The organism is Candidatus Electronema sp. JC, from assembly GCF_048287365.2.
In the GTDB taxonomy this organism is placed as follows: Bacteria; Desulfobacterota; Desulfobulbia; order Desulfobulbales; family Desulfobulbaceae; genus Electronema.
Map to the genome: position 1 here is coordinate 1 of NZ_JBLWEM020000035.1, position 24,671 is coordinate 24,671.

The 24,671-nt window shown below is 55.3% G+C and carries 14 protein-coding genes and 1 other RNA gene; 3 read left to right on the forward strand and 12 right to left on the reverse strand.

What is annotated here, in order from left to right:
• Positions 1-454: 454 nt before the first annotated feature.
• The 3 genes from cooS to ACNKH3_RS05655 form a co-directional block, all read right to left on the reverse strand.
• Positions 455-2,446 (reverse strand): anaerobic carbon-monoxide dehydrogenase catalytic subunit, encoded by a 1,992-nt coding sequence (gene cooS / locus ACNKH3_RS05645; protein ID WP_420208548.1) that lies wholly within the window; start codon positions 2,444-2,446, stop codon positions 455-457.
• Positions 2,447-2,487: 41 nt separating this feature from the next.
• Positions 2,488-3,375: a bifunctional 5,10-methylenetetrahydrofolate dehydrogenase/5,10-methenyltetrahydrofolate cyclohydrolase gene (locus ACNKH3_RS05650; RefSeq protein ID WP_420208549.1), complete on the reverse strand. Its 888-nt coding sequence runs from the start codon at positions 3,373-3,375 to the stop codon at positions 2,488-2,490.
• 354 nt (positions 3,376-3,729) lie between these two features.
• Positions 3,730-3,933 (reverse strand): hypothetical protein, encoded by a 204-nt coding sequence (locus tag ACNKH3_RS05655; protein ID WP_420208550.1) that lies wholly within the window; start codon positions 3,931-3,933, stop codon positions 3,730-3,732.
• A 4-nt stretch (positions 3,934-3,937) separates the two neighbouring features.
• On the opposite strand from ACNKH3_RS05655, the gene ACNKH3_RS05660 reads away from it, so the two are divergent.
• From ACNKH3_RS05660 to ACNKH3_RS05670, 3 genes are all read left to right on the forward strand, one after another.
• Positions 3,938-4,087 (forward strand): hypothetical protein, encoded by a 150-nt coding sequence (locus ACNKH3_RS05660; protein WP_420208551.1) that lies wholly within the window; start codon positions 3,938-3,940, stop codon positions 4,085-4,087.
• A 322-nt stretch (positions 4,088-4,409) separates the two neighbouring features.
• Complete coding sequence (locus tag ACNKH3_RS05665) at positions 4,410-5,165, forward strand: UPF0280 family protein (protein WP_420208552.1); 756 nt, start codon at positions 4,410-4,412, stop codon at positions 5,163-5,165.
• A 147-nt stretch (positions 5,166-5,312) separates the two neighbouring features.
• Positions 5,313-5,858 (forward strand): rhodanese-like domain-containing protein, encoded by a 546-nt coding sequence (locus ACNKH3_RS05670; protein WP_420208553.1) that lies wholly within the window; start codon positions 5,313-5,315, stop codon positions 5,856-5,858.
• A gap of 79 nt (positions 5,859-5,937) precedes the next feature.
• Here the strand turns inward: ACNKH3_RS05670 and ssrA are convergent.
• The 9 genes from ssrA to ACNKH3_RS05715 all read right to left on the reverse strand — a co-directional run bounded on the left by ssrA (position 5,938) and on the right by ACNKH3_RS05715 (position 24,445).
• Positions 5,938-6,297, reverse strand: a transfer-messenger RNA (tmRNA) gene (ssrA, locus tag ACNKH3_RS05675).
• A 5-nt stretch (positions 6,298-6,302) separates the two neighbouring features.
• Positions 6,303-6,752, reverse strand: coding sequence for an SsrA-binding protein SmpB (smpB, locus tag ACNKH3_RS05680; RefSeq protein ID WP_420208554.1), 450 nt, complete (start codon positions 6,750-6,752; stop codon positions 6,303-6,305).
• Positions 6,753-6,810: 58 nt separating this feature from the next.
• Positions 6,811-8,193, reverse strand: a complete 1,383-nt coding sequence (locus tag ACNKH3_RS05685; RefSeq protein ID WP_420208555.1) for an MSCRAMM family protein — start codon at positions 8,191-8,193, stop codon at positions 6,811-6,813.
• A gap of 73 nt (positions 8,194-8,266) precedes the next feature.
• Positions 8,267-8,782: a S24/S26 family peptidase gene (locus ACNKH3_RS05690; RefSeq protein ID WP_420208556.1), complete on the reverse strand. Its 516-nt coding sequence runs from the start codon at positions 8,780-8,782 to the stop codon at positions 8,267-8,269.
• 19 nt (positions 8,783-8,801) lie between these two features.
• Positions 8,802-9,710 carry a hypothetical protein gene (locus tag ACNKH3_RS05695; protein WP_420208557.1) on the reverse strand — a complete coding sequence of 303 codons (909 nt, stop codon included), beginning with the start codon at positions 9,708-9,710 and terminating at the stop codon, positions 8,802-8,804.
• 14 nt (positions 9,711-9,724) lie between these two features.
• Positions 9,725-9,886: a hypothetical protein gene (locus ACNKH3_RS05700; protein WP_420208558.1), complete on the reverse strand. Its 162-nt coding sequence runs from the start codon at positions 9,884-9,886 to the stop codon at positions 9,725-9,727.
• Positions 9,883-11,043 carry a radical SAM protein gene (locus ACNKH3_RS05705; RefSeq protein WP_420208559.1) on the reverse strand — a complete coding sequence of 387 codons (1,161 nt, stop codon included), beginning with the start codon at positions 11,041-11,043 and terminating at the stop codon, positions 9,883-9,885. The genes ACNKH3_RS05700 and ACNKH3_RS05705 overlap by 4 nt, the downstream gene beginning before the upstream one ends.
• Before the next feature lie 178 nt (positions 11,044-11,221).
• Positions 11,222-11,524 carry a PqqD family protein gene (locus ACNKH3_RS05710; protein ID WP_420208560.1) on the reverse strand — a complete coding sequence of 101 codons (303 nt, stop codon included), beginning with the start codon at positions 11,522-11,524 and terminating at the stop codon, positions 11,222-11,224.
• Between the two features lie 69 nt (positions 11,525-11,593).
• Positions 11,594-24,445: an SdrD B-like domain-containing protein gene (locus ACNKH3_RS05715; protein ID WP_420208561.1), complete on the reverse strand. Its 12,852-nt coding sequence runs from the start codon at positions 24,443-24,445 to the stop codon at positions 11,594-11,596.
• Positions 24,446-24,671: the final 226 nt, after the last annotated feature.

Here is a 24,671-nt window from a genome sequence, read left to right on the forward strand (position 1 = left end):
CAGCCTCGCCTTGGCGCGGACCACCTCCGGGTCACTGTTCTTCGGCGGCCCCAGCTCGCCCGTGACGGCGAACTGGCCGCTGCGGAGCACCCGCTCCAAATTGCTCCCTGATTTCATAATCCTCCTTCTATCTGATCCGCCGCTGCGGGCGGAAAATGTTTGGCAATTTCTTTATTGAACGCTGACGGTCGGGCTGGCGATCTTGTCCGGGCGCGTTGTAGGGGCGGTTCGCGAACCACCCCTGCATATTTTCGCCCCTGCGCTGTCATTCATCGGCTCAGCACATCCGCAGAACGGCTGTTTGGATCGGTTCAACGGCTCTCAGGTGCCGTTCTACATATCTGCGGGGCGGTCCATCAACCCTTGGGAGTCGTTCAACGGCTCGGCGGATACGTTCTGCGGCAAAAAACAACCGTAGTGGCAATTCATGAATTGCCACTACGCACCGCATCTGTCAATGCTTCCCGCCGCCGCAACCCATGCCGCCGACACCCTTGCCCGCTTCGATCTCGCGGCGCATCGCCATGTCCATCAGCACGCGCTCTTTCTTCTTGTTGATGCCCAGAGCCTCGCGCTTCTCCTCAATCGCGGCAATCATGGCCTTGGCAATGTCCAACGGCTCGCTCGCCACGCCCCAGCAGGCCCCGTACTCCTCCTTCAGCCCCTTGAGGATGAAATCAGAGAACTTTTTTGCCCCGCTGATCGGCAAATCTTGAAAGATGACATGCGCGCCGCTGGTGACAAAATACTGGCCAATGGCAACCGCCTTCTCGCTCATCCAGACCGGCGCGGTGCCGACCGCAGGCAGCTCGGCTATATCGTTGCCAAGGCCGCCTTCATGCACCATCTCTGTCAGGGCGATGAGCAGGCGGGAGTTGTCAACGCAGGAGCCGACGTGCAGCACCGGCGGCATGCCCACTGTCTCGCAGACCTCGCGCAGACTTTCGCCGGCAAACTCGGTCGCCGCCTCTGGCCGCATCAGACCAACGCGGCCAAGGGCCTGCGCCGCGCAGCCAGTGGCCAAGACCAGCACGTTGTTCTTGATCAGCTCTTTGGCAATGATCTCATGGACGTTGTCAGCGTGTTTGTAGTGCTCGCAGCCGACAATCGCAGCCACGCCCCGGATGCGACCATTGATGATGTTGTCGTTGAGCGGACGGTACGACTGGCGGAAGCGGCCGCCGAGCATGTAATTGATGGTCTCGTGCGAGAAGCCGACCACCACGTCGAACTTTTTGTCCTTGGGGATGTAGTGCGGCCCGCGCTTCTTGAAATTGCCAATGGCGCGGGTGAGTATCTTCTTGGCCGAGGCGTAGGCATCATGCTCATCAAACTGAATATGCACGCCGTCCGGCATCATGGCCCGGTAGTTGGTGGTGATGATGTCCGTGTGCTTGTCCTTCACCACCTGGGCGACAGACTGCATCACGCACTGCACGTCAACGACCATGGCCTCGACCGCGCCGGTCGCCAAGACCATCTCCTGCTGAATGAAGGATCCTGCCACGGGAATGCCTCGGCGCATCAGTATCTCGTTGCCAGTGCAGCAGACACCGGCCAGATTGATGCCAGCGGCTCCGGCTTTTTTCGCCATCGCCAGCAGCTCCTCGTCCTCAGCGGCCAGACAGAGCGACTCCGCCAAAAGCGGCTCATGGCCATGCACAGTGACATTGACCATGTCCTCGCGCAGCACGCCAAGATCAATCGTGGCCCGCTTGGGCACTGGCGTGCCGAACATGATGTCGGTCAGCTCGGTGGAGAGCATGGACGCGCCCCAGCCGTCAGCCAGCGAGCAGCGGGCGGCCTGCCGCATGATGTTCTTGTACTCCTGATCCACGCCCATGTGGGTGCGGTGCATCACTTCCACCACCTCGCGGTCAACCCCGCGCGGCTCCACGCCCTTGTCCTTCCATATTTTCTGCTGCTTCTGCGGGGCGCGCTTGAGCATGGTCAGCGTGCCGTCCTGCTGGCCGAACTCGGCCAAGGCGCGCTCGCCCAGCTCAAGGGCGATCTCGTTCTTGTCGCGGCCCTCAGTGGCGATGCCGAAGAGCGCGGCCATTTTGTGCAGCTTGGCCACGTCTTTGATCTCATGCGGAGTCTGGCCCTTGGCTGTGGCGATGAAGCCGCGCACCATCTCGCGGGCGTGGTCGGTGTGGGCCGAGGTGCCTGCGGCCACAGTGCGGGCGAAGTTGCGGGCCGCCACGGTGTCGGCAGTGGCCCCGCAGATGCCGACCATGCTTTCCACGCCGTCAATGATCTGGCATGGCCCCATGTTGCAGTTCTTGCAGCAGGTGCCCTGCGAGCCGAACAGACAGGCGGACATGCCGCGTTCTTCCAAGCGGGTGTAGGCGGTACGGACTTTTTTGGCTAAATCCTGATTGAGCAGCTCACGGGTGGAGCTGGCGGTGATCTCGTTGCTGCTGGCAATGCGGCTGGGCTTGGCCATAACTCACGGTCTCCTGAAAGAATGTTTCAAAGTGAAAAGGGTTACGCCAGCCCGGCGAACTGCTTCGCCGACTGAACGGTGTTCTTCATCAGCATGGTGATGGTCATCGGCCCGACTCCGCCCGGAACCGGCGTGATGGCGGCGGCCTTCTCCTTCACCGAGTCAAAGTCCACGTCGCCTGCGAGCTTGGCCTTGCCGGACTCGGTCATGCCGACGCGGTTGACCCCGACATCAATCACCACCACGCCTTCCTTGACCTGATCGGCCTTGATCATGTTGGCGACACCGGCGGCGACGATGAGAATGTCGGCCCGCTTGGTGTGAAAGTCCATGTCCTTGGTGCGGGTGTGGCAGAGGGTGACGGTGGCGTTGCCGCCAGCCCGTTTTTGCAGCATCAGGTTGGCGACCGGCTTGCCGACGATGTTGGAGCGGCCCACGACCACCACTTCAGCCCCGGAGGTCTCCACGCCGCTGCGCTTGAGCAGCTCCAGCACGCCGTGCGGGGTGCAGGGCAGGAAGCATTTCTCGCCCAGCACCATGCGGCCCACATTGACCGGATGAAAACCGTCCACGTCTTTGTCCGCGCTGATGGCGTTGAGCACCTTGGCCTCGTTGATCTGCTTGGGCAAAGGCAGCTGGACAAGGATGCCGTGAATATTCGGATCATTGTTGCACTTCTCCACCAAGGCTAAAAGCTCGGCCTCGCTGGTGCTGGCGGGCAGCGTGATCTGCTCAGAGTGAATGCCCAGCTCCTTGGCAGTCTTGTTCTTCGCCGCGACATAGGACTGGGAGGCAGGGTCTTCGCCGACCAGGATCGTGACCAAGCCGGGCACGACATTATGCTGCTCGGCCAGCTCGGCCACCTCTTTTTTGAGTTCCTCCCGTATTTCCTTGGCGACCTCGGTTCCGCTGATAATTTTCGCGCTCATGACTGCTCCTTGGAAAAAATATAAATATAGCCTGACAGCCGACACGCCCGCCAGCAGGGCTGGCTCTGAAATGGAGCTGCCGACTGAATGAAATCGAATGTCCGCTTGCTGAAGGCAAGCATGATATATAATCCATTCTCTGTAGTTTTTTCAACCTAAATCCGCCGCGCTGCCCGCATCCGGCGGCATTTTACACATTTTTGCCAGCCCGCCGCCGCACTTGTTCCAATTGACCGGAGAGATATTTTTTGTCCCGTTGTTCATCAGGAATTCCTATTTTTATTTTCAATAAAAATGAAAAGGGCTGAGCGGAATTTATGCGCTCTTTATTTTTTGTTCATCTTCTGTTCATCTTCAGCTTGGTATGCTGGCAGGCGTGAGAAAGCGGAAAAACGGTTTAAAAGATTTTTTTATGAATAAAAACAATAAGAAAGGAGAGGCAATCCTTTGCAGGAAAACAACAAGGAGCGTTTTGCTGGCAGCGGACGGACGAGATTCGGCTTGAAGGCGGTCTGCGCTGCCGCCCTGTAAATCGAAGCAAAAGAAGGAGCAGGCCATGCACGTGCTGCATCTGCTGCGCAGCTGCTGGAACGATTGGAGTTTTGCCCTGACCGCCGTTATCGGCGTGCTGGTCATCGCGGCTGCCGGTCTTGCCGCTGCCGGTGCTGAAGGGAAGAAAAAAAAAGAAACGAAGTCTGACCGGAACGTATAAAATTGCAGCGAGGCTTCGTCTCAACTCCTCCTCCGTGCCACAACTGCGCGGGCTGAGACGGAGCCGCCTGTTTCAACGTCAGGAAAGCTGGACTGCCTCGCAGCGTCTCTGTTCCGACTCCTCCTCCGCGCTAATGGTGGCGCGGAACAGGGGCAGAGACGCTGTTTTTTCATGCAGCGTGCGGGCCCCGTTGCCCGATTGTTTTCACTTTGCCTGGCTGCGGATATCGGGTAAAAAGCAGGACATGCTGCTGACTGCTCATCAAGTGCTCCTTTTGATCTGGCAGCGCTTGCAGCGCAACACAGAATTTTTTGAACAGACAATGGCAGGCGCGAAACGACCGCCGCTTTCTTATCAGGAGCGGACATACCGCAGTGCGCAGCAATCCGGCCTGACAGCCTTTGCCGTAAAAATGGCGGAAACGGACCTGCATATTTTGGCATCAGTCGCCGCGCAGGACCAAGCCCTGCTGGCCGTGGCCAAGGTTCGGGCGGAGATCGAGGGCTACATCCGCCAGCATCCGCTTTTTCTCAGCAGTCTTGAACCGCTGCCCTTGGACAGCGCCGCGCCTGAGCCGGTGCGGGCCATGCTTGCCGCAGGGCTTGCCGCAGGAGTGGGGCCTATGGCCGCTGTGGCGGGAGTGGTTGCCGAGGCTGTGGGCCGGGAGCTGCTTCGGCAGGGGCAGACTGAAGTGATCGTCGAAAACGGCGGCGACATCTTTCTTGCCCGGACGCAGCCCAGCGTGGTGGCCGTGCAGGCCGGAGCCTCGCGCCTGAGCGGCAGGCTCGGCATCAGCCTCCGGCCTGAGCAGATGCCCTGCGGTCTCTGCTGCTCATCGAGCACGGTAGGGCATTCCCTCAGCTTTGGCCGCGCCGATGCCGCCGCTGTGCTGGCCGCCTCCGCCGCTGTGGCCGATGCCGCCGCCACCCGTCTCGGCAATGAGGTTACGAGCCGGGACAGCCGCAGCGTCAGCCGGGCGGTGGGGCTGGCCAAAAACATTGAGGGTGTGACTGGCGTGGTGGTGATTGCGGGGGAACATCTCGGCGCATGGGGAGATGTCGAGCTGGTGGAGCTGTAATGTTTTCACCGCAAGCAGGCTGGACAATTTTCTGACATGGCATGAAAGATCTTGACGGCAAACGAATAACAGTGATATTGTTTGGCGCAACTTATCGAGGGTCAGAACAATCTGATTCTTCTTTGCCAATATCACAGGAGTTGCGCCATGAACCGAACAAGAACTGCTTTAAGCTGTGCTGCGCTGACATTTTCGCTGGCCTTGACTGGCGGAGCTTTTTCCGCTCCCCCGGTTGATCTTCAGTCTGGTGAAAAAGCGGTCTTCGATGAATTGAGCGGACTGATTCCAAAGGACAAAATCAAGACCGTTGACGATCTGTATAAAACGTGGCAGGATGTGCAGAACGGCAAGAGCAAGGCAATTATCATCGACATCAGAACTGAGGCAGAATTTGACGCTGGACATATTCAGGATTCCAACAACGTTGATTCCGGTCATGCCTACACCATGCCCAAAAAGGTTGAAGAGGCAGACGCGGAAATTTGGGTCACATGCCGCACTAAGCATCGGGCAACTTATTTTGTTGGACTGCTGTACAAATACGGATATAAAAATGTCTATCTTGTCGAGGAGGGAATTGCCGCTTGGGCTAAGAAAGGCTATCCAATGGTGACAAAATACATGGGCAAAATTGAGGTGAAGGAATACGAAAAGGAACTGAAGGAGAATTTCCAGTTCCGAGAAAATAAATGATTTTCTGATCTGCCAGAAAATCGAAAAAGAAAGCCGCCGCTCCAAGTTGTCTCGGAGCGGCGGCTTTCTTTGATTCAGATGGTGGAGGTGCCGGGAGTTGAACCCGGGTCCGAAAATACTCCCCTCACGTCTCTACATGCTTAGTTCCAAGCTCAATCCCGCCTTCAGCTCTCGCTTGGAACAGAGGATAGCTGAAGGCCGATCTGCTTTATCTCGTCAAGAGGCCGCAGATGCTCCCGATGACCAGCCCGAAGAGTCGACGCTTCGCTCCGGCCTTACGGGCGCGGGCCGGGGAAGCGGCAAAGCAGGTTGTTACGCTGCTACTGCGTAGTTATAATCGTCTGCGATTATATTTAAGTTCCGCCTTTTTTACGAGCTGACAGAAGGCTCGGCATGCAACGATGAGCTTGCGTATCCCCGTCGAATCCGTTTCACCCCCATGTGTTATTCTTGATGACGCAGCATCCGCTGCACTTCGCGGACAGCCTGCTGTTCTTTCAAGGCTTCCCGCTTGTCGTAAATTTTCTTGCCCCGCGCAAGGCCAAGCTCCACTTTCGCCTTGCCCTTGTCTATAAAATATATCTTCAGCGGGATAAGCGCAACTCCTTTTTCATTCAGCTTGCCGATCAGCTTGCGGATTTCCTGCCGGTGCAGGAGCAGCTTGCGCATCCGCAGGGGATCAGCGGCGGAATCAGTGCAGAAGTTATAGGGCGAAATATGAATGTTGTACAAAAATACCTCGCCGTTTCTGATTCCGGCGTAGCCATCCTTAAGATTGGCCTTGCCAGCCCGGAGAGACTTCACCTCCGGCCCGCTGAGGACAATCCCGGCCTCCATCGTCTTGTCAATATAATAGTCGTGGTAGGCTTTTTTGTTGGAGCAAGCTATTTTCATCGCAACTCAGCGCGGCAGCGCAATTTCATGCTGACATGAAGTTCCAACGATGCTGCTGTCATCTGCATACCCGGACACCGTTGATGATATAGCAGCGTTTTTTCAGCAGCAGCCGTTTGTAGATTGGAATCAGCTTGGCGGCTTTGCTGGGCGGCTGCATGACAGCGTTTATCGTCAATCTGTCGCCGAGAGAGTTTATAACGACAGCATTTGCCTGCGCCATGTTGCTTTTATCGCTGTGCCATTCACTGGCATACTGAGAACCAGCTGGCATCTCAAAATATAATCTATAATTGCCGCGCTTCAATCCTTCGATCTTGTACACGCCGTCTTCTCCTGTCACCTGAGATGATGCAGCAATCTTTCCAACGCTGTCATAGGCTTTCACGGTTACATTCGGCAACAGACCGTTTTTTTGGCTGGTTACGGTGCCGCTGATGACTGCGCCAGAAAAGACGGCATCAACCGCATTGTTTCCAATATCGACTAAATCAGCACTGACGAAATCGGATTGTTCGTTATACCATTTATTGATTCCTGCGCCAGCGTTATTGACAACTCGTTCAAAGAACTGAACTTTATAGCTGCTGTCAGCAGGCAGTCCGCTTACGGTGTATATGCCCTGCTCTCCAGTCGTCGCATACCCTTTTAAAATATTGTCAGGAGAAGAATAGACATTGACCCGTGCTCCAGAAAGAAAAGCTCCTGTTTCTTGGATAGTAACTTTTCCGGAAATAGCACCACCTGCTGTCAATTTTGCATCGATCAAGACAGGAACTCCAGTCACAGCAACTGATTCCGCATCACCTTCATCAGGAACAGCATGATTTTCATTCACGGAAGAATACCATGCTGTGATATAATTAGTTCCAAAAGCTCTGAAACGTATCTTGTACGTTCCGCTCCTGACACCAGTTATTGAATAAACACCTTCTGCATTTGTTTTTCCTGAAAACCATATTGCGCTGTCGCTTGCGTCGAACGCCTGCACAGTGACATCAGCTATTGACCCGCCGGGAGCTGCCGCTTCAGTTATAGTGCCGCTGATCGTCCCTCCTGTTGCAAGCTGTGTCAAGCCGACATCGAAATTTGGATTTTCTGTTGTCAGATTTATCGGTTGAGCGTCATCGAACGTTGCGGCATTATTGTACCACTGGGCGATGTATTTTGTTCCGTATGTAGAAAAATATATTTTGTACGTGCCGAGTTGAAGGCCGGAAAGCGCATATTCGCCATTTGCATCCGTTGTGCTCATAGTTTTATATATCTCATTTGTGTCAAAGACACCGACAGATATTCCAGCAACCGGCGTTTCGCCATCAAATACTTTTCCTGTGATGCTGCCGGTTGTCTGAGCCACCGCTGCTGTTGAAACGGTGCATACCGCCAATAAAAAAATCAGGAGCCGCAGCCAAGGGCTGTTCATGCCAAGATGTTTCATTTTTCTTCTCCTTGTATGACAAGATAGTCTTTCTGAAAAGTATAAGAAGAAATCACTTTAAATTGCAAGACTTTTATTGAGCTGAGGAAGGTTTGCCGCATTTTTTCTGCCAATTCCCTGCCCGCAGCTTGCGCAGCGCATGAGCCAGCAAAACGCGGCTGACAATCAAAAGCGCACGCAGACGCACCAGAGGACTACTGCGCAGGAGGATCTTGGTTTGATCAGCAGGGAAGATGCGTTCAATCCGACCCAGCACCTGCTCCGCCGGAATGAAGCCGTCAAAGCCGAGGCAAGCATCACCTTTGGTCAAGAGCTGAGTTCGGCCATTACGACTGCGCTGCCAAATCAGGCGGTGGATAATTGGAGAATCCTGCCGACTGCGGACAAAAAGAATATCGCCGAGACAGGGAATAGCTTGACCCAGCGGAGCCACTTCCACCAATTCGTCGCCCTGAAGCAGCGGACGCATGGAACTGCCGGAAACCCGGATGCGCACGGTCAGACCTTGCCGCAGCAAGGTTTGCACAAGATCAAGCGCGCCCGGCTCACGGATGCCGATGACCGGCGGCGCAGCGGCGGGACGGCTCATAGTGCCGGAAAAGAACTGCTCAGTCGAGCGAGGCAGCCAGCTCCGCGACGGCCTGCACCGCAGTTTGATCTGGACGGAAAGCCAACTCATAGACTGGAATGGTCTTCAGCAGCGATTCGCAGACAGCAAGGCCCTTGTCGGTCCATTCTTGGCTGTACCATGGAATAGAGACGGTCTCCAGCAGCCGACGGAGGGCGGCGGAGGGCGGCAACTTTGAAACTTTTGTTTCCGGGGCTTGACTGAGAAAAACTATTGCATTCAGCGGTGCTGACTCATTGCGGGCAATCACGCCGGTTCCTTTCCACGGAGTGCCCCAGAGATGCCAGCCGTCATCCAACCTACGCATGATGATCCGCTCTTCGCTGAAAAGCTGATTTTCAGGATGAGGGAGCAGTAAATGACTGAGGGTTGATTTGCCAGTGCCGGAGACAGCGGGAAAAACCATGCCCTTGCCGTTGATAGAACCGCCTGCGGCATGAATAATCAGACCGTGGTGATTGATGAAGGTGTGTTGAAGGAGGAAACGGTTGAAGGCTAATTGAAAAAAATCGCTTGTTTCTATTGCTTCGGGCGATAGACTGTATTCAAAGCGAGAAAATTTAGCATCTATATCGAGATTCCACAGGACGTCCCCCCCTTGCTCAGAAAAACAGAGCAACTGAAACGTTCCATCTGATTTTTCCTGAAGACTTGACCTTTGCTCAAGAAATATCCTTTTACCTGTCGGCTGGAAACTTTCTTTTTGCAGACGATTGAAATATATGTAAATATCGCAATTAAAAACACTCTGATTGTCTTTGCGCTTGACAAAGCTAGAAAAATATTCAGTGCTTCTGTCAAAAGATTTGCTGGAATTATAAAAAAATACCATGTCAACTTCGACAACTATCCCGCCAATAACACAAGAGCAGATATTTATAGAAACCAAAACAATTTATCCTTTCAAACACTGGCGGCAGCTTGGTCTCCACCGCAGCCTTGGTTACCATCATAACAATTTCCACCCAATACTTGGTCTGCCAACAACTTTAACGCAATGACTCGCGGTTTTTCGTAAGAATGTTTCTCTTCCTTCTGAATGTTTCTTTCTTTTTGTTCTTTCATGATATCCTCACGTTAGTTCCACAACTTGTTAGTTGTTCTCTGCGTCGGGTGCTATACTGGCAATAAAACACTGCCGCCTGTTCCGATTTACCTGTTTCTGCTGCAAAATTGCTTGGGCAGCCTGTGCAAAGCGACCTGTCCTTGCAGCTATTGCAGGGAAAATCTGCTCCCGCTTCCTGCTCAGGAAGCAGCTTGCTGATGCTCTGCCAAGCAGCCTGAAAAGACGCTTTGCCGCCTGTTATGTCAAACGACGGCTGAAGCGTGATCAGACAAGGCTGCATTTTTCCATACGGCGTGATATGGCAGGACGATTTTCCTGCGCCGCAGCGGTAGAGCTTAGTTGACGGTTCTGTCGGCACCGCAACACATGCTCGCTCCTGCAATTTTTCCGCAACCTTGCCGATGCTCATATCCGCCGCCGCCGCCTGCTCCGGCGCAAGCCGGAAACGCAGTGTATCACGCAGACTGTCCCCGGCATTGCTGCGCCCGCCGTTGTCGCCATTGGACAGGGCCGGAATAATGGAGCAGTCATGCCGGAACTGCACACCCATTTCATCTGCCCGCTGCCAGAGCGCGGCCAATTCCGCCTGATTTACGGTCAGCACCATTGTTTTCAGCCGCAGCCGCACCTTGGCCTGCCGCAGCCGCTCCACACCTTTCATGCAGGCGGCATAAGACCCTGCCGTCTGCGTCACCGCATCAAAAATATCTTGGCTTGCCCCGTACAGCGTCACCTCCACCGCGCGCGGCGGATGTTCGACAAAGGCACTGACAATCTCATCCGTCACCAAAGAGCCGTTGCAGAATACTGTCACTAACAGGCCGCTGCGAACAGCGTGACGGTAAATTTCTATAAAATCTGGGCGGAGCATCGGATCGCCGCCGGTCATGGTCAGGAATAAAACACCTGAAGCCGCCAGCGCGTCAATCAAGCGGCAGACCGTCGCCGTATCCAGCTCCTGCTGCCTGTTTTTGCGAATATGCTCCTGATCACCCAGATAACAATGAATGCAACGGAAATTGCACCTCCGGGTCAGCTCAAACGAAACAGCCAGCGGAACACGAGCTTCAGCAGCTTTGGCAAGATAACGAGCAATATCGTTTGATTCATTGCCAAGACAATCTGATACTTCTTCTGCTGGCTGCTCTTGCTGCATAAATAACTTTATGGGGTAGAAGACTGCATTGGTGATGTTTGACAACCATCAAAACCCGAGCAAGGTGAATTTAACACCTGATCCGCAAACAATTGTACCGCAGATAACGAAGGCTTTTCGTAATGCTTGCCCTGCTCCGTCTGCTGAACTTCCTCCTGCATAACCCTCTCCCCTTTTTTTATGAATTGACATCCGCCACAATCAATCCCGCCTCTGCCAAGCCGTCAGCTATTTCCAGCACATCCGCCGCAATCACCTCTGCCGGGGCATCGTACTGCCGCTCCAGCATTTCGCTGATCTCAGCCAAACTGCGGACACCATCCAGAGCCTGCCAGATGAACGCGCCAGTCTCATTCAAAGTGTAGAGATTGTCCATCGAGGCCAGCTGGCCGGAAATCGGCACCAGCAACGTTTCATCCATCACTTTGCGGGTGACAATATTCTCCGCCTGTCGGAATACGTCAGCGGGCTGCGCTTTCATCTCTGCTCACTTTATTTTTTCGTAGTTCATCGCCGGGACAGAGCAGCACGGCCTCTGTCCCGTTGCGCTTCAAGGCAGGGCTGGCATCCGCACTGCTGGATCGCCGAGCAGGTTGTAGATGTCCATCGTGGCGGCATCATCACCCTGCTTGACCTGCCTGTAATGCCGCTTGCTCTCCAGCACCGCGTCGCCAAGGCGCGGAGCCGCCGCCTGATCAAAAAGGCTGCGGTAGAAACCCTCGGCAATGATGTCGCCGAGATGGTTGAACGACAGGCCCGTCGCGCCGAAGAAGCCGACCGCCGCGCCGTCGGCCCGCAGCACCGCGCTTTCACCGATGCTGTTCATGGCCGGATAGCCGAAGCTGGCTGCCGAGCAGCTCATGCTCACCATCAGCGTCGGCTGGCCAGCCGGATTCAGCTCTTCGATATTTTTAGCTGAAAGCAGGCCGTTGCCTTTGCCAAAGCCGATCAGCGAGCTGTGGCCGATGTAATGCAGAATGCCGGTGCCCTGCTGCATCGCTGTTTTGATGCGGTCATGCACAGCAGTGACACCCAAGCTGTCAACATCCAGCTTGGAAACCGTCATCTGCTCCGGCGCGAAACCGGCCACCAGCTCGGCGCTGGCTTTGAAATTGCCAGCAGCCGGATCATTTTTGTCATTGACGACGGTCATGCTGCCGCTGCCCGCGCTCAGCTCATAGCTGATCACTTTGTCAATATAGCGGTCGAATTCCGCTTTGTCAAACACAGGAATGCGTCCGACAGCAAATTCCGGCACGCCGTCATTGCCAGCCACATCCGCCAAGGCGTTGTCGCTGGGGAAGAAGCCTTCCGGCGTGGCGACCAGCACGCTTGGAATCACCGGCCAGCCATAGCCGAGATGATTTCTGTAATCATAGGAGCCGTCGCCGACCAAGGCCACATAGCGGGGCGCCTGCGCCCATTTTTCATGAACATGGGCGAGGAAATCATGCACTGCCTCAGGCGCGGCCAAGCCGTGGCTGAACTCATCCTGCACGTCCTCGATGTCAACAACCATGCTGGCCAAGCCCTGACTCTGGCGGTGTTCGGCCAGCCGTCTGGCGGAATCCAGCAGATGCAGCGGGGCGATGATCAGATAATCAGCCCGGTTTTTGCCGCTGCGCAGCTGCGACGGGCTGTCCGCCGTGACCGTTTCAGCGTCGGCTGCGGCAAGGTTTTCTGTGATGAAGTAGCTGCGGCCCGGTTTGGTCCGCACGGTCACGGCGAAACCGTCAGCAACCGTCGTGCTTTTGCTCACCGCCGTCCGCAGCCGCACCGGCTTGACCGGATTGCTGATGTCCAAAGCCAGCACATTTTTCGTGCTGAAGCCCTCCACCGTCACTTTCGTGGCCTGGCCGCTGCTGAAGGTCAGCTCGCCGTCCGCCGCCTCATACTTCCGCTCGTACTCCAGGTCAAACGACTCAAGGTAAATCAGCGAATACACCGTGCCGCTGTTCAGCCGCGAGACGACCTGCACCTCGTTGCCGCTTTCGCGCAGCAGGCTGGCCGGAACATCCATCTTGAGCTGCCAGTCGCCGATTTCAGCGGTCTCTTCGCTGCCAAGTTCTGTGCCGTTGAACGACACCGTCACCTTGTACGGCGCGGCTGTCCCGGTGCTGCGGCTGGAGATGTTGACCAGATTAACGGTGAGCGCCGCGCTGCCGCTGCCTGTCCAAGACGGCGCGGCGATGGAGTGCGTCACTTCGGCTTCTTTGCCGTGGGCAAGCAGATACTCCCATGCCCAGAAGTCGCGCACCGGCTTGTTGATGTAGAGATGGAAGGGCATGTGATTCTCCTCCAGCCGTTCCCGGTGGACAAAGGACAGCCCTGTCCTGACCTTGCCTGCCGCCTGCGGCAGGGTGACAATCGCCGCGCCCCGTTTGCCCAGCTCAAGGCTGTAGATATTCTGGCCAATGTCGTTCCGCGACGGAGCCTGGCCATAGAACCAGAGCGCGGCGCCATTTTTGGCGAACAGGGCAGGGACGCGCTTGCCCTCCAGCGTCACCAGACATTTTTTTGCCCGCAGCAGCTGCGCCACCTGCTGTTTTTTCAGGCCGGAAGCGGCGGCAATGCGGTCCGCTGTCAAATACACCAGTCCGTCGCTGCTCACCGGCACTTTCAGCGTTTTGCTGGTTTTCTTCTTGACCTGCGCGGCAAGGCTTTTCGCCGCCTGTTTGCGCAGAACAGCCCGCCGCACCTGCTTGTCAGTGTTCAGCGGCTCATGGGCCAGCGAGAAGCCTTCAGGGCCGTCGGCCTGCATGGCCGGATTGACCGGCAGCGGTTTTTCCGCCCGGACAGTGTACGGCCCCGCCACCGCGCCTTGACTGTTGACCGCGACTTCCACAACCCGGTACGTATGCTCCTTGCCCGGCTCCGCTGCTGCGTCAACATAGCGGTATTCGCCGCCATGCGGCGGGGTGAGCATTCCCGGCATAAGCTCCTGCGTGACCGCCTCGTACTTGCCGCTCTGCGCATTCAGCCGCTCCAGCAGGAAGCCGATGGTGCCGACCTCGCTGTCCGTCTTCCACTCCAGCACAGTCTGATTGTCATCGTTGATGTATGCCTTGAAGGAGCTGATTAGGGCGTAGGTGGGGATGACAGGTGCCAAGCCGAAGTTTTTATCCTCTACATTCAGCGTGGTGCCGGTGATTTCAAATGGCAGCACTGAACTGCCAGTGGTCAGAGCCAAACCATCCAAGCCGCTGCCGCTGATTTCCACCAGATATTTGCCATCAGGCAGATTGCTGAAATAGTAATTGCTGTCGGTGCTGTCAGTCAAGACAGTCTGCAATACTTGATCGCCGCTGTCCAGCTTGCCGTCGCCATTCTGATCAAGATAGAGAGTGACTGTCACCTCAGCTATTGGATTTTCACCAGAATTTACATCTCCTCCTTTATCAGCATCCAGCCAAACCAGCCCGCTGACTGAGCCACTGCCCGTTTGAGCTTTGAAACCAAAGTCCGTGTTGCTGACAGAAGATGCGCCCAGCGTGACCGCAACCTCATGGCTGCCTGTATCATCACTGTCCTTTGCATCATCGCCGCCAGCATTGGCTGTGGTGACAGAGAAGTTTTCCAAAGCACCGCCGGAGCTGAAGTTGCTGTCCGCCAGCTTGACCACATAATTGCCAGCAGACAGACCGCTGAAATTGTAACGGCCATCCGAGCCGGTGGTTTCTGTTCTGATCGGTGAAGAACCGCTGTCAATGCTGCCGTCGCCGTTACTGTCAAAGTAGAGTTCCACCTCAACACCGTTCATGCCGGGTTCGTCTGGAGTCTGCACACCGTCGCCGTTCAGATCAAGCCAGACTCGGTCGCCGATGCTCAGGCTCTGGTAGCCAAAGTCAGCATTCATCACGTTCCCGGTCAAGTCACTGATCTTGAAAATATTGCCATCGACTTGATTGGTTGACGTTCTGCCATCCAAGATGCCGCTGCGGTCTGTCACCCGCACTTCGTAGTTTACGCCTGTGCCGCCTTGGGCCACGTTGAATAAATATGCGCCGTTTGCATCTGTGGTGGTTGTGGCGACAGGAATGCCGTCCCGATACAGATCAACCGTCACTCCGGCAATGCCGTTTTCGCCTGTGTCTTTTCCACCGTTGCCGTTGCTGTCCTCCCAGATCAAATCACCGATGGTGTAGCCGGTGCCGCTGGTGAACTTGAGGCCGAAGTCAGCGGAAAGAATATCGGTGTCGGCAGGAACAGTGACATCTTTGCTTGCCGTTCCGCTGTTGCTGACCGCCATGTCGGTCGGCAGTGTGACTGTGACAGTGTATTCACCTGCATCAACCGGTGCCAGATAGTGACCTGCGGCATCGGTGAAAACCTCTATCGGAGAACCGCCCAGTTTTGGCGTGATAGTAACTTTCACATCTTTGATGCCTGCTTCACCTGCATCTTGAATGCCGTCATTGTCAAGATCAAACCAGATCGTGTCGCCGATCAGCGGCGTGGTGCCGACATAACCGAAGTCGAGCTTGTCAATCACCTGACCTGCTGCAACAGTGATCATGCTGCCGCCTGTTGCGCCAGCATCAAGGTCAGAGTCAAGCGCGTCATCGCCGCCTTGATCTGCCGTTGCTGCTGTCAGACCACTGGGCAGGCTTGTTTCATCCACATCCACCCAGTAGTTGCCCGGAGGCAATCCGGCAAAGGAGTAATTGCCGTTGCCGTCGGTGACGACAGTTGCTACCAGCGTATCTCCAGTGCTGCTGAAACCGCTGACTCCATCATCACGGTAGATATTAACTGTCACGCCGCTCAGGCCGGGTTCGTTCAGGCTCTGAATACCGTCTCGATTCACATCCAGCCAAACGCGGTCGCCGATGGTTGCGCCGCCGATGAAGCCAAAGTCGCGGGTGAAATCGCTGCCGCCCTTGACCAATCCGCTGACTTCTTCGCCAGCTGGATCATCAGCCTTACCATCCGCAGCAGGAACGCCGCTGCCATCATTCAGGCTGTCTGTTGCCAATGTGTGTGTCGAAACCAGCTCACCAGTGGCAGGCACGGTGATGGTGTAGGTCGGCCCGCCAGTCACAGAGTTATAATTCTCATCCAGCATGACGTTGTCAAAGCGGTAGTCGCCGTTTGCATCCGTCAACGTGGTGAGGGTAGTCTTTTCGCCGTTCGGATAGGTGACCGTCAGCACCACCTGATAATGCGCCAGCTTCTTTTCGCCGCTGTCCAATGTGCCGTTGTTGTTGGGATCATCCCAAAGCGTGCCGCCAAAGGACGTGCTGTCCTTGTAGTAGCCGAAATCAGCCGTGTTATTATTTGGCTGGCTGCCGCCGACAGTGACGCTGTAGCCGCCGCTCACTTGGCTGTTGTCGTCAGCACCGGCATTCGGCCCGACAGAATGCCACCAGCCGGTGAGCTGGCCTGCTTCATCGGTGACTTCCACTGTGTAGGTGCCGTCCGGCAGCTTGCCGAAGCTGTAGTCACCGCTGCTGTTGGTAGTTGTCGTGCCAACGATGTTGCCGTTGCTGTCGCGCAGGACAACGGTCACGCCGCTGAGGCCAGCAGTTTCTGCCGCCGCTTTGGTGCCGTCCGCATTCACATCATTCCAGATTGTGCCGGAAACGGTGTTGCTGCCTGTGTAGCCGAAATTCTGCGTCAGATTCGGCTGCACTACGCCGCCGGATTCAGTCAGCGTGACAACAGATTTACTGTCGTCGCCGCCGTTCGGGTCAATAGTGTTGGTCAAGCCTGATCCGCCATTGGGCAGCGAAGTGGTCTTCACCCGCACCTCATAATCACCTGCCGGGAGATTGCCAAACTGATACTGGCCGTTCTCGTCGGTTTGAGTGACAGCCACCAGCTTGCCGTCCTTATACAAGCTGACAGCAACACCTTCCAAGCCTTCGCCCGGATTGTAATCGCCACTATTGTTGCTATCCAAGAAGATCGTGCTGCCGATCATGCCTTTGCCAGCAGTCTGGCCGTCCGGGGTGTAGCCGAAGTTCACGTCATTGACTTCGGCACCAGACACTGCAACGGTGTGCTGATTATCCCGCGTGCTGTCAGGGTCGCCGCTCTGCACAACCTCGCCGAGGACGTTCTGTGTGTCAGTGACAACCACAGTGTAATTGCCGTTCGGCACACCGCTGAAGGTATAGCCGCCGCTGCTGTCCGTTACAGTAGTAGCAATGATCTTGCCGGAATCATCCTTCAGCATCACGGTCACGCTGGGGATGCCGGTGTCGCCGCCGTTCAGGACGTTGTCGCCGCTGTCGCCGCACGTTGCTCCGCCTGCCAAAGCGCAGGCATCAGCATCAACATCACGATACACCGTGCCGATGACGATGCCGCTGCTTGCTGGTGCTGGCTGATAGCCGAAATCGCCTTGCAGATAGACATCGCCGGGGCCAAGCAGGACAGGCGCGGTGGTTTTGCCATCCTTGGTTGCATCCGGGTCGCCGGTTGCTGTCCAGTTTCCGCTGCCGCCGGGCAGAGTGCTGCTGTCCACCTCAACGACATAGCTGCCTGCGCTGATGCTGGTGAAGATGTAATTGCCTGCGCTGTCAGTGGTCTTGATGGTTGGCGGGTTATCGCCAGCACCGCCATACACGCCGTCGCCGTTGTCGTCAGTGAGCAGCTTGACAGTCACGCCGCTGAGGCCCGGCTCGCCGGGATCCTGCACGCCGTCACCGTTCGCATCGCTCCAGATGCGGTCGCCAATGGCACCAGTGTCTCCAGCTCCGGGACTCGTTGTGGTTGTCGGAGCAACCCAGTTGTAGCCGAAGTCGGCGGTCATGTATTCAACACCGCTGCCGACGGTGACGATGGTTGTGTTAGCGGTGTTTGCGCCTTGTTTGTCATCATCTTCGTCGTATGTCGGCTGAAGGCCAGAAGGCGGTGTTACAGAAACCGTCCAGTTGCCTGCCGGAACATCTTTGAACAGATATTCACCGTTGGCATCGGTAGTGGTTGTGACAGTCACATCGTCACCGTTGCCGCAAGTGCCATCTGGGCCACAGGAATACAAGGTTACGGTTGCATTTGGAATCCCATCCTCACCCGCATCCTGCTTGCCGTCGCCGTTTTCATCCAGCCAGATACGGTCGCCGATAACGCTTTTTGCTGCTGGCAGCGGGAAACGGATGTCCTCGACTTCACCGTTTGTGGCCGTGCCTTTGTAGGCCAGCTCAGGCACTGCCGGTTTTTCCGGGAAGAGCCGGAAGCGGGCGTAGCCTTGCGAGACATCAAAGGTGCCTTCGGGAATATTGAATGTTGGCGATTGCACACCAGCGGTGTTTGGATCAATGTCAACAGAGTAAGGATCGTTTGGATTAGCAGCAGGGGGAGCAACGGCCATATTTATGATCATCTCGCCTGCGCCGCTGAAGGTGCCGTCACCGTCAAAGTCAAACCATGCGACTAACCAGCCGCTGCCGGTGACATTCACAGTGACGCTGCCGCCACCTGTGCTTTCTGTCCAGCTGGCGGTATTGGCTGTGATGCCGTCGTTGCCGTCACCATCGGCATTCACTGAAGGCTTGCCGTCGGTTTCAGTTGTTGGTGCGGTGCCGATGTACAGATTCGGTGTTGTCGGTACGATATGACGGGGGCCGTTGTCCGCAGCAAGAGTGCTGTATGACGCAGGCGCGTCGCCGTAGTCGTAATTGACTGTGGATTTGTAGGCGAAATCGTAGCCGGTGTTGCTGGTGCTGATGCCGGTTTTGTCCGCCTGATACGCGCCAAGACTCGTAACAACAACGCTGTCTGCCGGAGTGTTTGCGGCAACAGTAGTCAGCTGAAGATAATCGCCCGGTGTGCTGGTGCTGATCACATAGCCTTCATTTGCGCCCAGCTCAGGCAGTTTGTCAAAGCTGTAATCGCCATTGCTCTTGGTCGTGGTGCTTTGCAGCAGCGCAGTTTCGCCGGATTCAACAATGCCGTCGCCGTCATCCGTCCACTTGTAGATATAAACCGGCACACCGCTGAAGGCCGTTTCGCCAGTTGTCACACCGCTGTCCTGTCCGCTGGCACCGCACACACCATCACCGCCGCTGGACGGCTCTTGGCAAATGGTGCCGCTCAAGCTGTTGTTCAGGTTGGCGTATTGATAGCCGAAGTCAATATCATTGATGCTGCCAGTTGTAGCAGTGACAATTGCTTTATTGTCATTGCCGCCGTCTTTATCATAAGTCGGCTGCAAACCTGAAGGAAGATCAGCAGGATTGACCTCGACAGTGTACTGCGCTCCATTAGTCAGGTTGGCGAAAGAATACTGGCCGCTGCTGTCAGTCACCGCTGTGCCTACCGTGGCACCGCCAGAATCTTTCAGCGTGACAGTGACACCTGCCAGCGGCGGTTCGCCCGGGTCAAACTGGCCATCGCCGTCAGTGTCAATCCAGAGCTGATCGCCGATCACGCCGGAAGGCTGATAGCCGAAGTCCGCGCCCATGAAGCTGGTGCCGTAGCGCACGTTCACCGCCTTCTGGCCGTCGCAGACTGTGCCGCTGCCTGCTGCCGGACAGACTGCGCCATCCGCATCCGGGTCAGCGGTCAAAGGTGCTCCACTGACAGTAGTGCCGACAACAACCACATAGTTGTCAGGCGGCAGGTTGCTGAACAGGTAGCGGCCATCTGCATCCGTGGTGTCTGTGCCATACAAAGTGTCGCCAGCATCATACACACCGTTTTTGTTGACATCTTTATACAGCGTGACCGTCACGCCCGGAATGCCCCCTTCGCTCAGGTCATAATCGCCGTTGCCGTTGGCATCCCAGTAAATGGTGTCGCCGATTGCGCCGTAGGCGGCAAAGCCGAAGTCTTTGTCCAGGGCTTTCTCGCCGGCAGCCAAGGGAACCTCATAGCTGATCGGAGTGGTTTCGGTGTAAGCATTGCCAAAGGCATCCTTGGGCAAGTCTGGATCAGTGTCAGTGACAACAACCCGGTACTTTCCTTCCGGCAGATTGTTGAACAGATAGGAGCCGGGCGGGTCAAGGATGTTGTCGCCGTCAAGGTCAACCGTGCCGTCTGAAGTGACCATTGTTTGCAGGGTGACATAATTACCGTCGCCGTTCGGGTCCCATTCCAGCGTGACCGTCACGCCGGGGATGCCGGTCTCCTGGCCGCCGTCCTGCACGCCGTCGCCGTCAATGTCCTTCCAGACAAAGTTGCCGATGCTGCCGGTGCCTTTGGGCTGGTAGCCGAAGTCATTACCAGTGTCGTTGCCGGAAGAAAAATCTATATCCGCATCGCCGTCACAGGCCCCGCCAACGCAGGCGACTCCCGGATTCAGGTCAGGGTCTTGCGTCTGCTGCAAACCGGTCAACTTGTCGGAACTGCCTTCAACCACGGCCAAATAATTGCCGCTGCTGAGGTTGGGGAACGAATAATCGCCGTTTCCGTCAGTGCTTGTGCTTGCAACCAGTGTTTCGCCAGCATCAACCACGCCGTTGTTATTTGTGTCCTGATAAAGATAGACAGGAACACCCTCAATACCGATTTCACCGCTGCCGGACTGCTGGGCGTTGCCGTCCCAGTCGTAATACACCGTGCCGTCAACGGTCTGCGAGCCAGAAGCCAGCTGCCAGCCGAAATTACGGTCGGTGAGCATAGCACCATTTGTTCCAGTCGTAACGCGAAGAGTGTTATTCGTTGAACTATCCTGCTCATAATTTTCATTCCACGAATAACCAGACATGTCGCCAGTTGTTTGAGTAACAACAATGTCATAGGATCTGTTTAAATCCAATCCTGTGAACTGATAATAGCCGTTGCTGTCCGTAGTGGTGGTCGCAACCACAGCACCCGTAGTGTCTTTGAGAGTTACAGTCACATTGGCAAAAGATGGCTCCACACTGCCTATGACAGAATCACCATCAATATTATTCCAAACATAACCACTCACACTGGGAGCGGATTGGAAACCGAAATCAGCTTTGGTGATATCCGTGTCATTGCTGATCACGATAAAATTATTGAGATTTTTAGTGTCCGAAATTTCATCCCGCCAACCGCCGGTGCAGCCGCTGGCACCTGCAGGATTACAGGATTGATAGGTCAGCGGATTGCCGGGCACCCCAGCACTAACAGGCTCATACGTTTCTTTGCCATCAACATCATAAACAGATTCATCAACAGCAATGCGGTAATAGCCGAAAGGAACACCAGCAAACAGATAATTGTAGTCTCCAGTCAGCGAACCGTCCGTGTAAACGGTGTCCGCTATCTGCCAAGTGCCGCCAGCCTTGGAGCAAGTCTGAGAATCGTTTGCTGTGGATGGTGCCACCGGAATGCCATTTGCATCCACGCAAGCCCAAAGGTTGACAGGCACTTTGCTCATTGGCTGGTCTGTGCCGGACGTGAATGCTCCGCCAGCCGCGCCGAGATCACTGAACACCACGCCGCTGATGTTGACTGCGGGACGTAGAGTGATGGTTTCAGTGTCAGTGTCCCCATTTGCCGGACGGCCATCAACAAACTTCGCTTCTCCCTCTGCAACAAAGGCGGTGTTGTCAGCGTCTTTGTTGGCACCGCTCACGATGGCCATCAGATTGACAATGACCTTGGCCTCTTGGCCTGGTGCGAGCGGGCCGATGTTGTCCCATTTGACAGTGGTCACACCGCTGTCTGTGTCTGTGGATGTGCCGCTTTCCTGTGGAAAAGATGAAACAAAGGTGAAATCAGCATCGTTGAAGCTGTCCTGCAAAGGCACCGGATTCACGGTCCATTCGCTGCCGCCGGGACATGGGGCATCGGTGTACACCATGAGGGCTACAGCATCTATATCCCAATGACCATACGCAGAACCACCACTCTTTTTTGCCCCTAATGTCAATGTCGCGTTTTGAATGTCAGTCCAGCTAATTGTTGGGCTGCCAATCACCGGCAATGATGGAGTGCTGCTGTTATTAATTTCAACATCTTTGCCTATCAAAGCACTGATGTTGTATAATGATAATGGAGTTGAATCGGTGCTTACGATTGTTCGCTCGACATCCCAATATGAATCGTAAACTCCATGATCACCAATGAGCGTTTCTTTGTTCCCCAGCAACCGGACAGCGACATTCGTGATATTTCCGTCATATTGACTAGGAAGGACGAAAGTATTAAATGTCACGATATCTCTTGCTGATGCAGCAAGATCAGTGTAGCCATACACCCCATCAACAGCGTACATGTTTGATGTATCTTTCCAGCTTGCACCTATTGTTGCAGTATCAATACCCGACGGGAATACGGTGTAAACACATTTTCCATCCGGCAGGCTTATGCCGCTGGGAATAGTATTCTTCACCGTCAGCTCATAAGAAACAGTCTCGCCGTCGCCGTAAGGGTCACTGCCCAGCACTCGTTTGGTGACTTCCAGCGGCGGCAGGAAGCCGAAATCAACATCGGCCACACCTGTGTTCTCAATCGTCACCGCCCGCTCTGTAGTCGTGGTCGGCGCAACGCCCGCAGTCAGATCAGAGTCATATTTATCAACCACCACGATATAATTGCCTGCTGGCAAACCGTCGAAACTGTAATCTCCGTTCCCGTCGGTTGCGTTTGTCGGCATGTCCAGCTTAATATCATCTGGAGTAAGACCATCGCCGAGCTTGTCGTAATACAGAGTGACCGTTACATTGTCTTCTCCTGCCTCGCTGCCATCCTGCGCACCATTGCCCCGGATGCCGCCAGCGCCGCTGCCGTCATCAAGAAACGCTGTGCCGCCGATGGAATACGCTCCTTGAATAAGCACATCCGCATCATCCTCAGCAAAGCAGGGGCCAGAGCCAAATGCCGCGCAACCGGTGTTGGATATGACGGGTGCGGTGTAGCCATTTGTCGGCATCGTGGCCTTGAATTCCACCTTCATGGTGTTTTCATGCGCACCGTCATCCGATGTCAGCGGTTCATCAAGCCGCCACTCTATATATTTGATATCGCTTGCCGTAGCTGGCTGAACAGCAGTCCACGTCACACCATCTGCCGAATATAGAATCAATCCGCTCTTGGTGACTCCATCCGTATTGGCAATGAATTTTGCTGAGTTAAGCTCATACACAGAACCCTCTGGAACTTTTTCCCGAATCACCAGCGGCACGCCCAGTTCAGGATTGCCGATGGAAAGAGTGTAGGGATTGTTCAACGAATCTGTGTATTTGTTCGGATTGGTCACTTCCAAGGTGTAGGTGACTGGGCCGCTGCCGGATGCAATGCTGGTCGGGCTGGCCGTCTTGTCAATGTACGCCTTCGGACTTTGAGTCATCATCGGCGGCAGCGGCGCGCCGTAGTCTGCCGAAAACTTCTCGTTGTCACGACCTGAAGCCACTTCCTGATAGGGCGACAACGTGCCGGAACAGGTGCCGTTCAAGGCCACAAATTCATAAAATACCAAGCCGACCACGCCGGTGTTGTCGGGGATATTCTCAAAATAAAGCTGGTCAACAAAGGGAATCAGCTTCTCGCCGCCGTCCTTCAGCTTGACGATCAGCAGGCCGTAGGTGCGCACCATGCGGAAGCAGCCGGGGTCATACAAAGAAGGATTTCCGATGGGCTGCGCCCAAGCGTTCTGATCCGGCACCAAGTCGCCGTTGTTGTCAAAGCCTTGGTTGGCGTTGCCGAAGTCGTACCATATTCCTTGAGTGCGGACAGTGTTGCCGGGATAGGCCACGCCGTCAATGCCGCTGGAACTCCACGTGTCCCAGCCCAATGCCTCCTCAATGACCTGCTTGTACTCATCCGGCACCTTGTTGTCGCCGTTCGGCCAAATTTTGTTGGCCGAGGCGGACAGCTCGCTGCGCATGGTCAGCTTGCGGCTGTCATCAGCGGTCAAAGACGTTGCGCCACCGTCATCCTTGGCTGTGGCCCAGACATCATAAGTCAGCCAGAGATCATCTTCCAGCCCGCTGCCGCCGGTGACGCTTGTGGTGCAAGGTGGCGGCTGAGGAATATACTTTCCTGACCCGTCATCGACATTTGCGCACTGCGGATAGGAAACCACCCAATACTCAGTCCGGCACTCACCCGGCTTGAGTGTGCCTATCCAAGCCCGGCTGGCATCGGTGACACTTGAGAACGAGCCGGATTCATGGGTGAAGAAGTAGCTGCCGGTGTTGGCCAGATGTGGATGCTCCGCTTGAAAAGCCGCATCAGTTGAATTCCGCGCCGGATAGGTGCCTGGTATTTTGCTGGAAAAATCACCAATATACGCTTGAACATCCGTCAGGTCGTTGCTGCCGGTGTTGCAAAACTTCGCGCCGAGCGTGGCCGCAGTGGGCGCGTAGGTTGCTGGCGTGGTGACGTTGGAATCCACCACCAAGTTATAGGCGGAAATGATCTCAATTTTGAGATCGCCCGACGGATTGGCTGCCTGCGCCGCCGAAAACGGCAGCAGCGCGGCTAAAAGCACCGTAGCGGAAACGCAGCGGCTGAATGTGTTTTTCAGCAAGGTCTTCATGACGCTCTCCTTATAATATTCGGCGGAATTCCTTTGAGGAACGCGCCGGGCATGTCCCACATTGTTCTTTGAACAAAAAACTATCTTGTTATCCAACGAATTCAATTTTTTATACTCAGTAGATGATAGCTATTCTCAAATAGGATTATACGCTCGATGCAAAGAAATCTCAAGAAAAATTCGAGACGTTCCCGTTACCCCCCCCCATTAGATATCAATTTGAAAT

What these genes read in the sequence shown, in the direction of transcription:
- cooS (WP_420208548.1), bottom strand. Translation starts at nt 2,446, where the DNA reads ATGGCCAAGCCCAGCCGCATTGCCAGCAGCAACGAGATCACCGCCAGC.
- ACNKH3_RS05650 (WP_420208549.1), bottom strand. Translation starts at nt 3,375, where the DNA reads ATGAGCGCGAAAATTATCAGCGGAACCGAGGTCGCCAAGGAAATACGG.
- ACNKH3_RS05655 (WP_420208550.1), bottom strand. Translation starts at nt 3,933, where the DNA reads ATGGCCTGCTCCTTCTTTTGCTTCGATTTACAGGGCGGCAGCGCAGAC.
- ACNKH3_RS05665 (WP_420208552.1), top strand. Translation starts at nt 4,410, where the DNA reads ATGGCAGGCGCGAAACGACCGCCGCTTTCTTATCAGGAGCGGACATAC.
- ACNKH3_RS05670 (WP_420208553.1), top strand. Translation starts at nt 5,313, where the DNA reads ATGAACCGAACAAGAACTGCTTTAAGCTGTGCTGCGCTGACATTTTCG.
- smpB (WP_420208554.1), bottom strand. Translation starts at nt 6,752, where the DNA reads ATGAAAATAGCTTGCTCCAACAAAAAAGCCTACCACGACTATTATATT.
- ACNKH3_RS05685 (WP_420208555.1), bottom strand. Translation starts at nt 8,193, where the DNA reads ATGAAACATCTTGGCATGAACAGCCCTTGGCTGCGGCTCCTGATTTTT.
- ACNKH3_RS05690 (WP_420208556.1), bottom strand. Translation starts at nt 8,782, where the DNA reads ATGAGCCGTCCCGCCGCTGCGCCGCCGGTCATCGGCATCCGTGAGCCG.
- ACNKH3_RS05700 (WP_420208558.1), bottom strand. Translation starts at nt 9,886, where the DNA reads ATGAAAGAACAAAAAGAAAGAAACATTCAGAAGGAAGAGAAACATTCT.
- ACNKH3_RS05705 (WP_420208559.1), bottom strand. Translation starts at nt 11,043, where the DNA reads ATGCAGCAAGAGCAGCCAGCAGAAGAAGTATCAGATTGTCTTGGCAAT.
- ACNKH3_RS05710 (WP_420208560.1), bottom strand. Translation starts at nt 11,524, where the DNA reads ATGAAAGCGCAGCCCGCTGACGTATTCCGACAGGCGGAGAATATTGTC.
- ACNKH3_RS05715 (WP_420208561.1), bottom strand. Translation starts at nt 24,445, where the DNA reads ATGAAGACCTTGCTGAAAAACACATTCAGCCGCTGCGTTTCCGCTACG.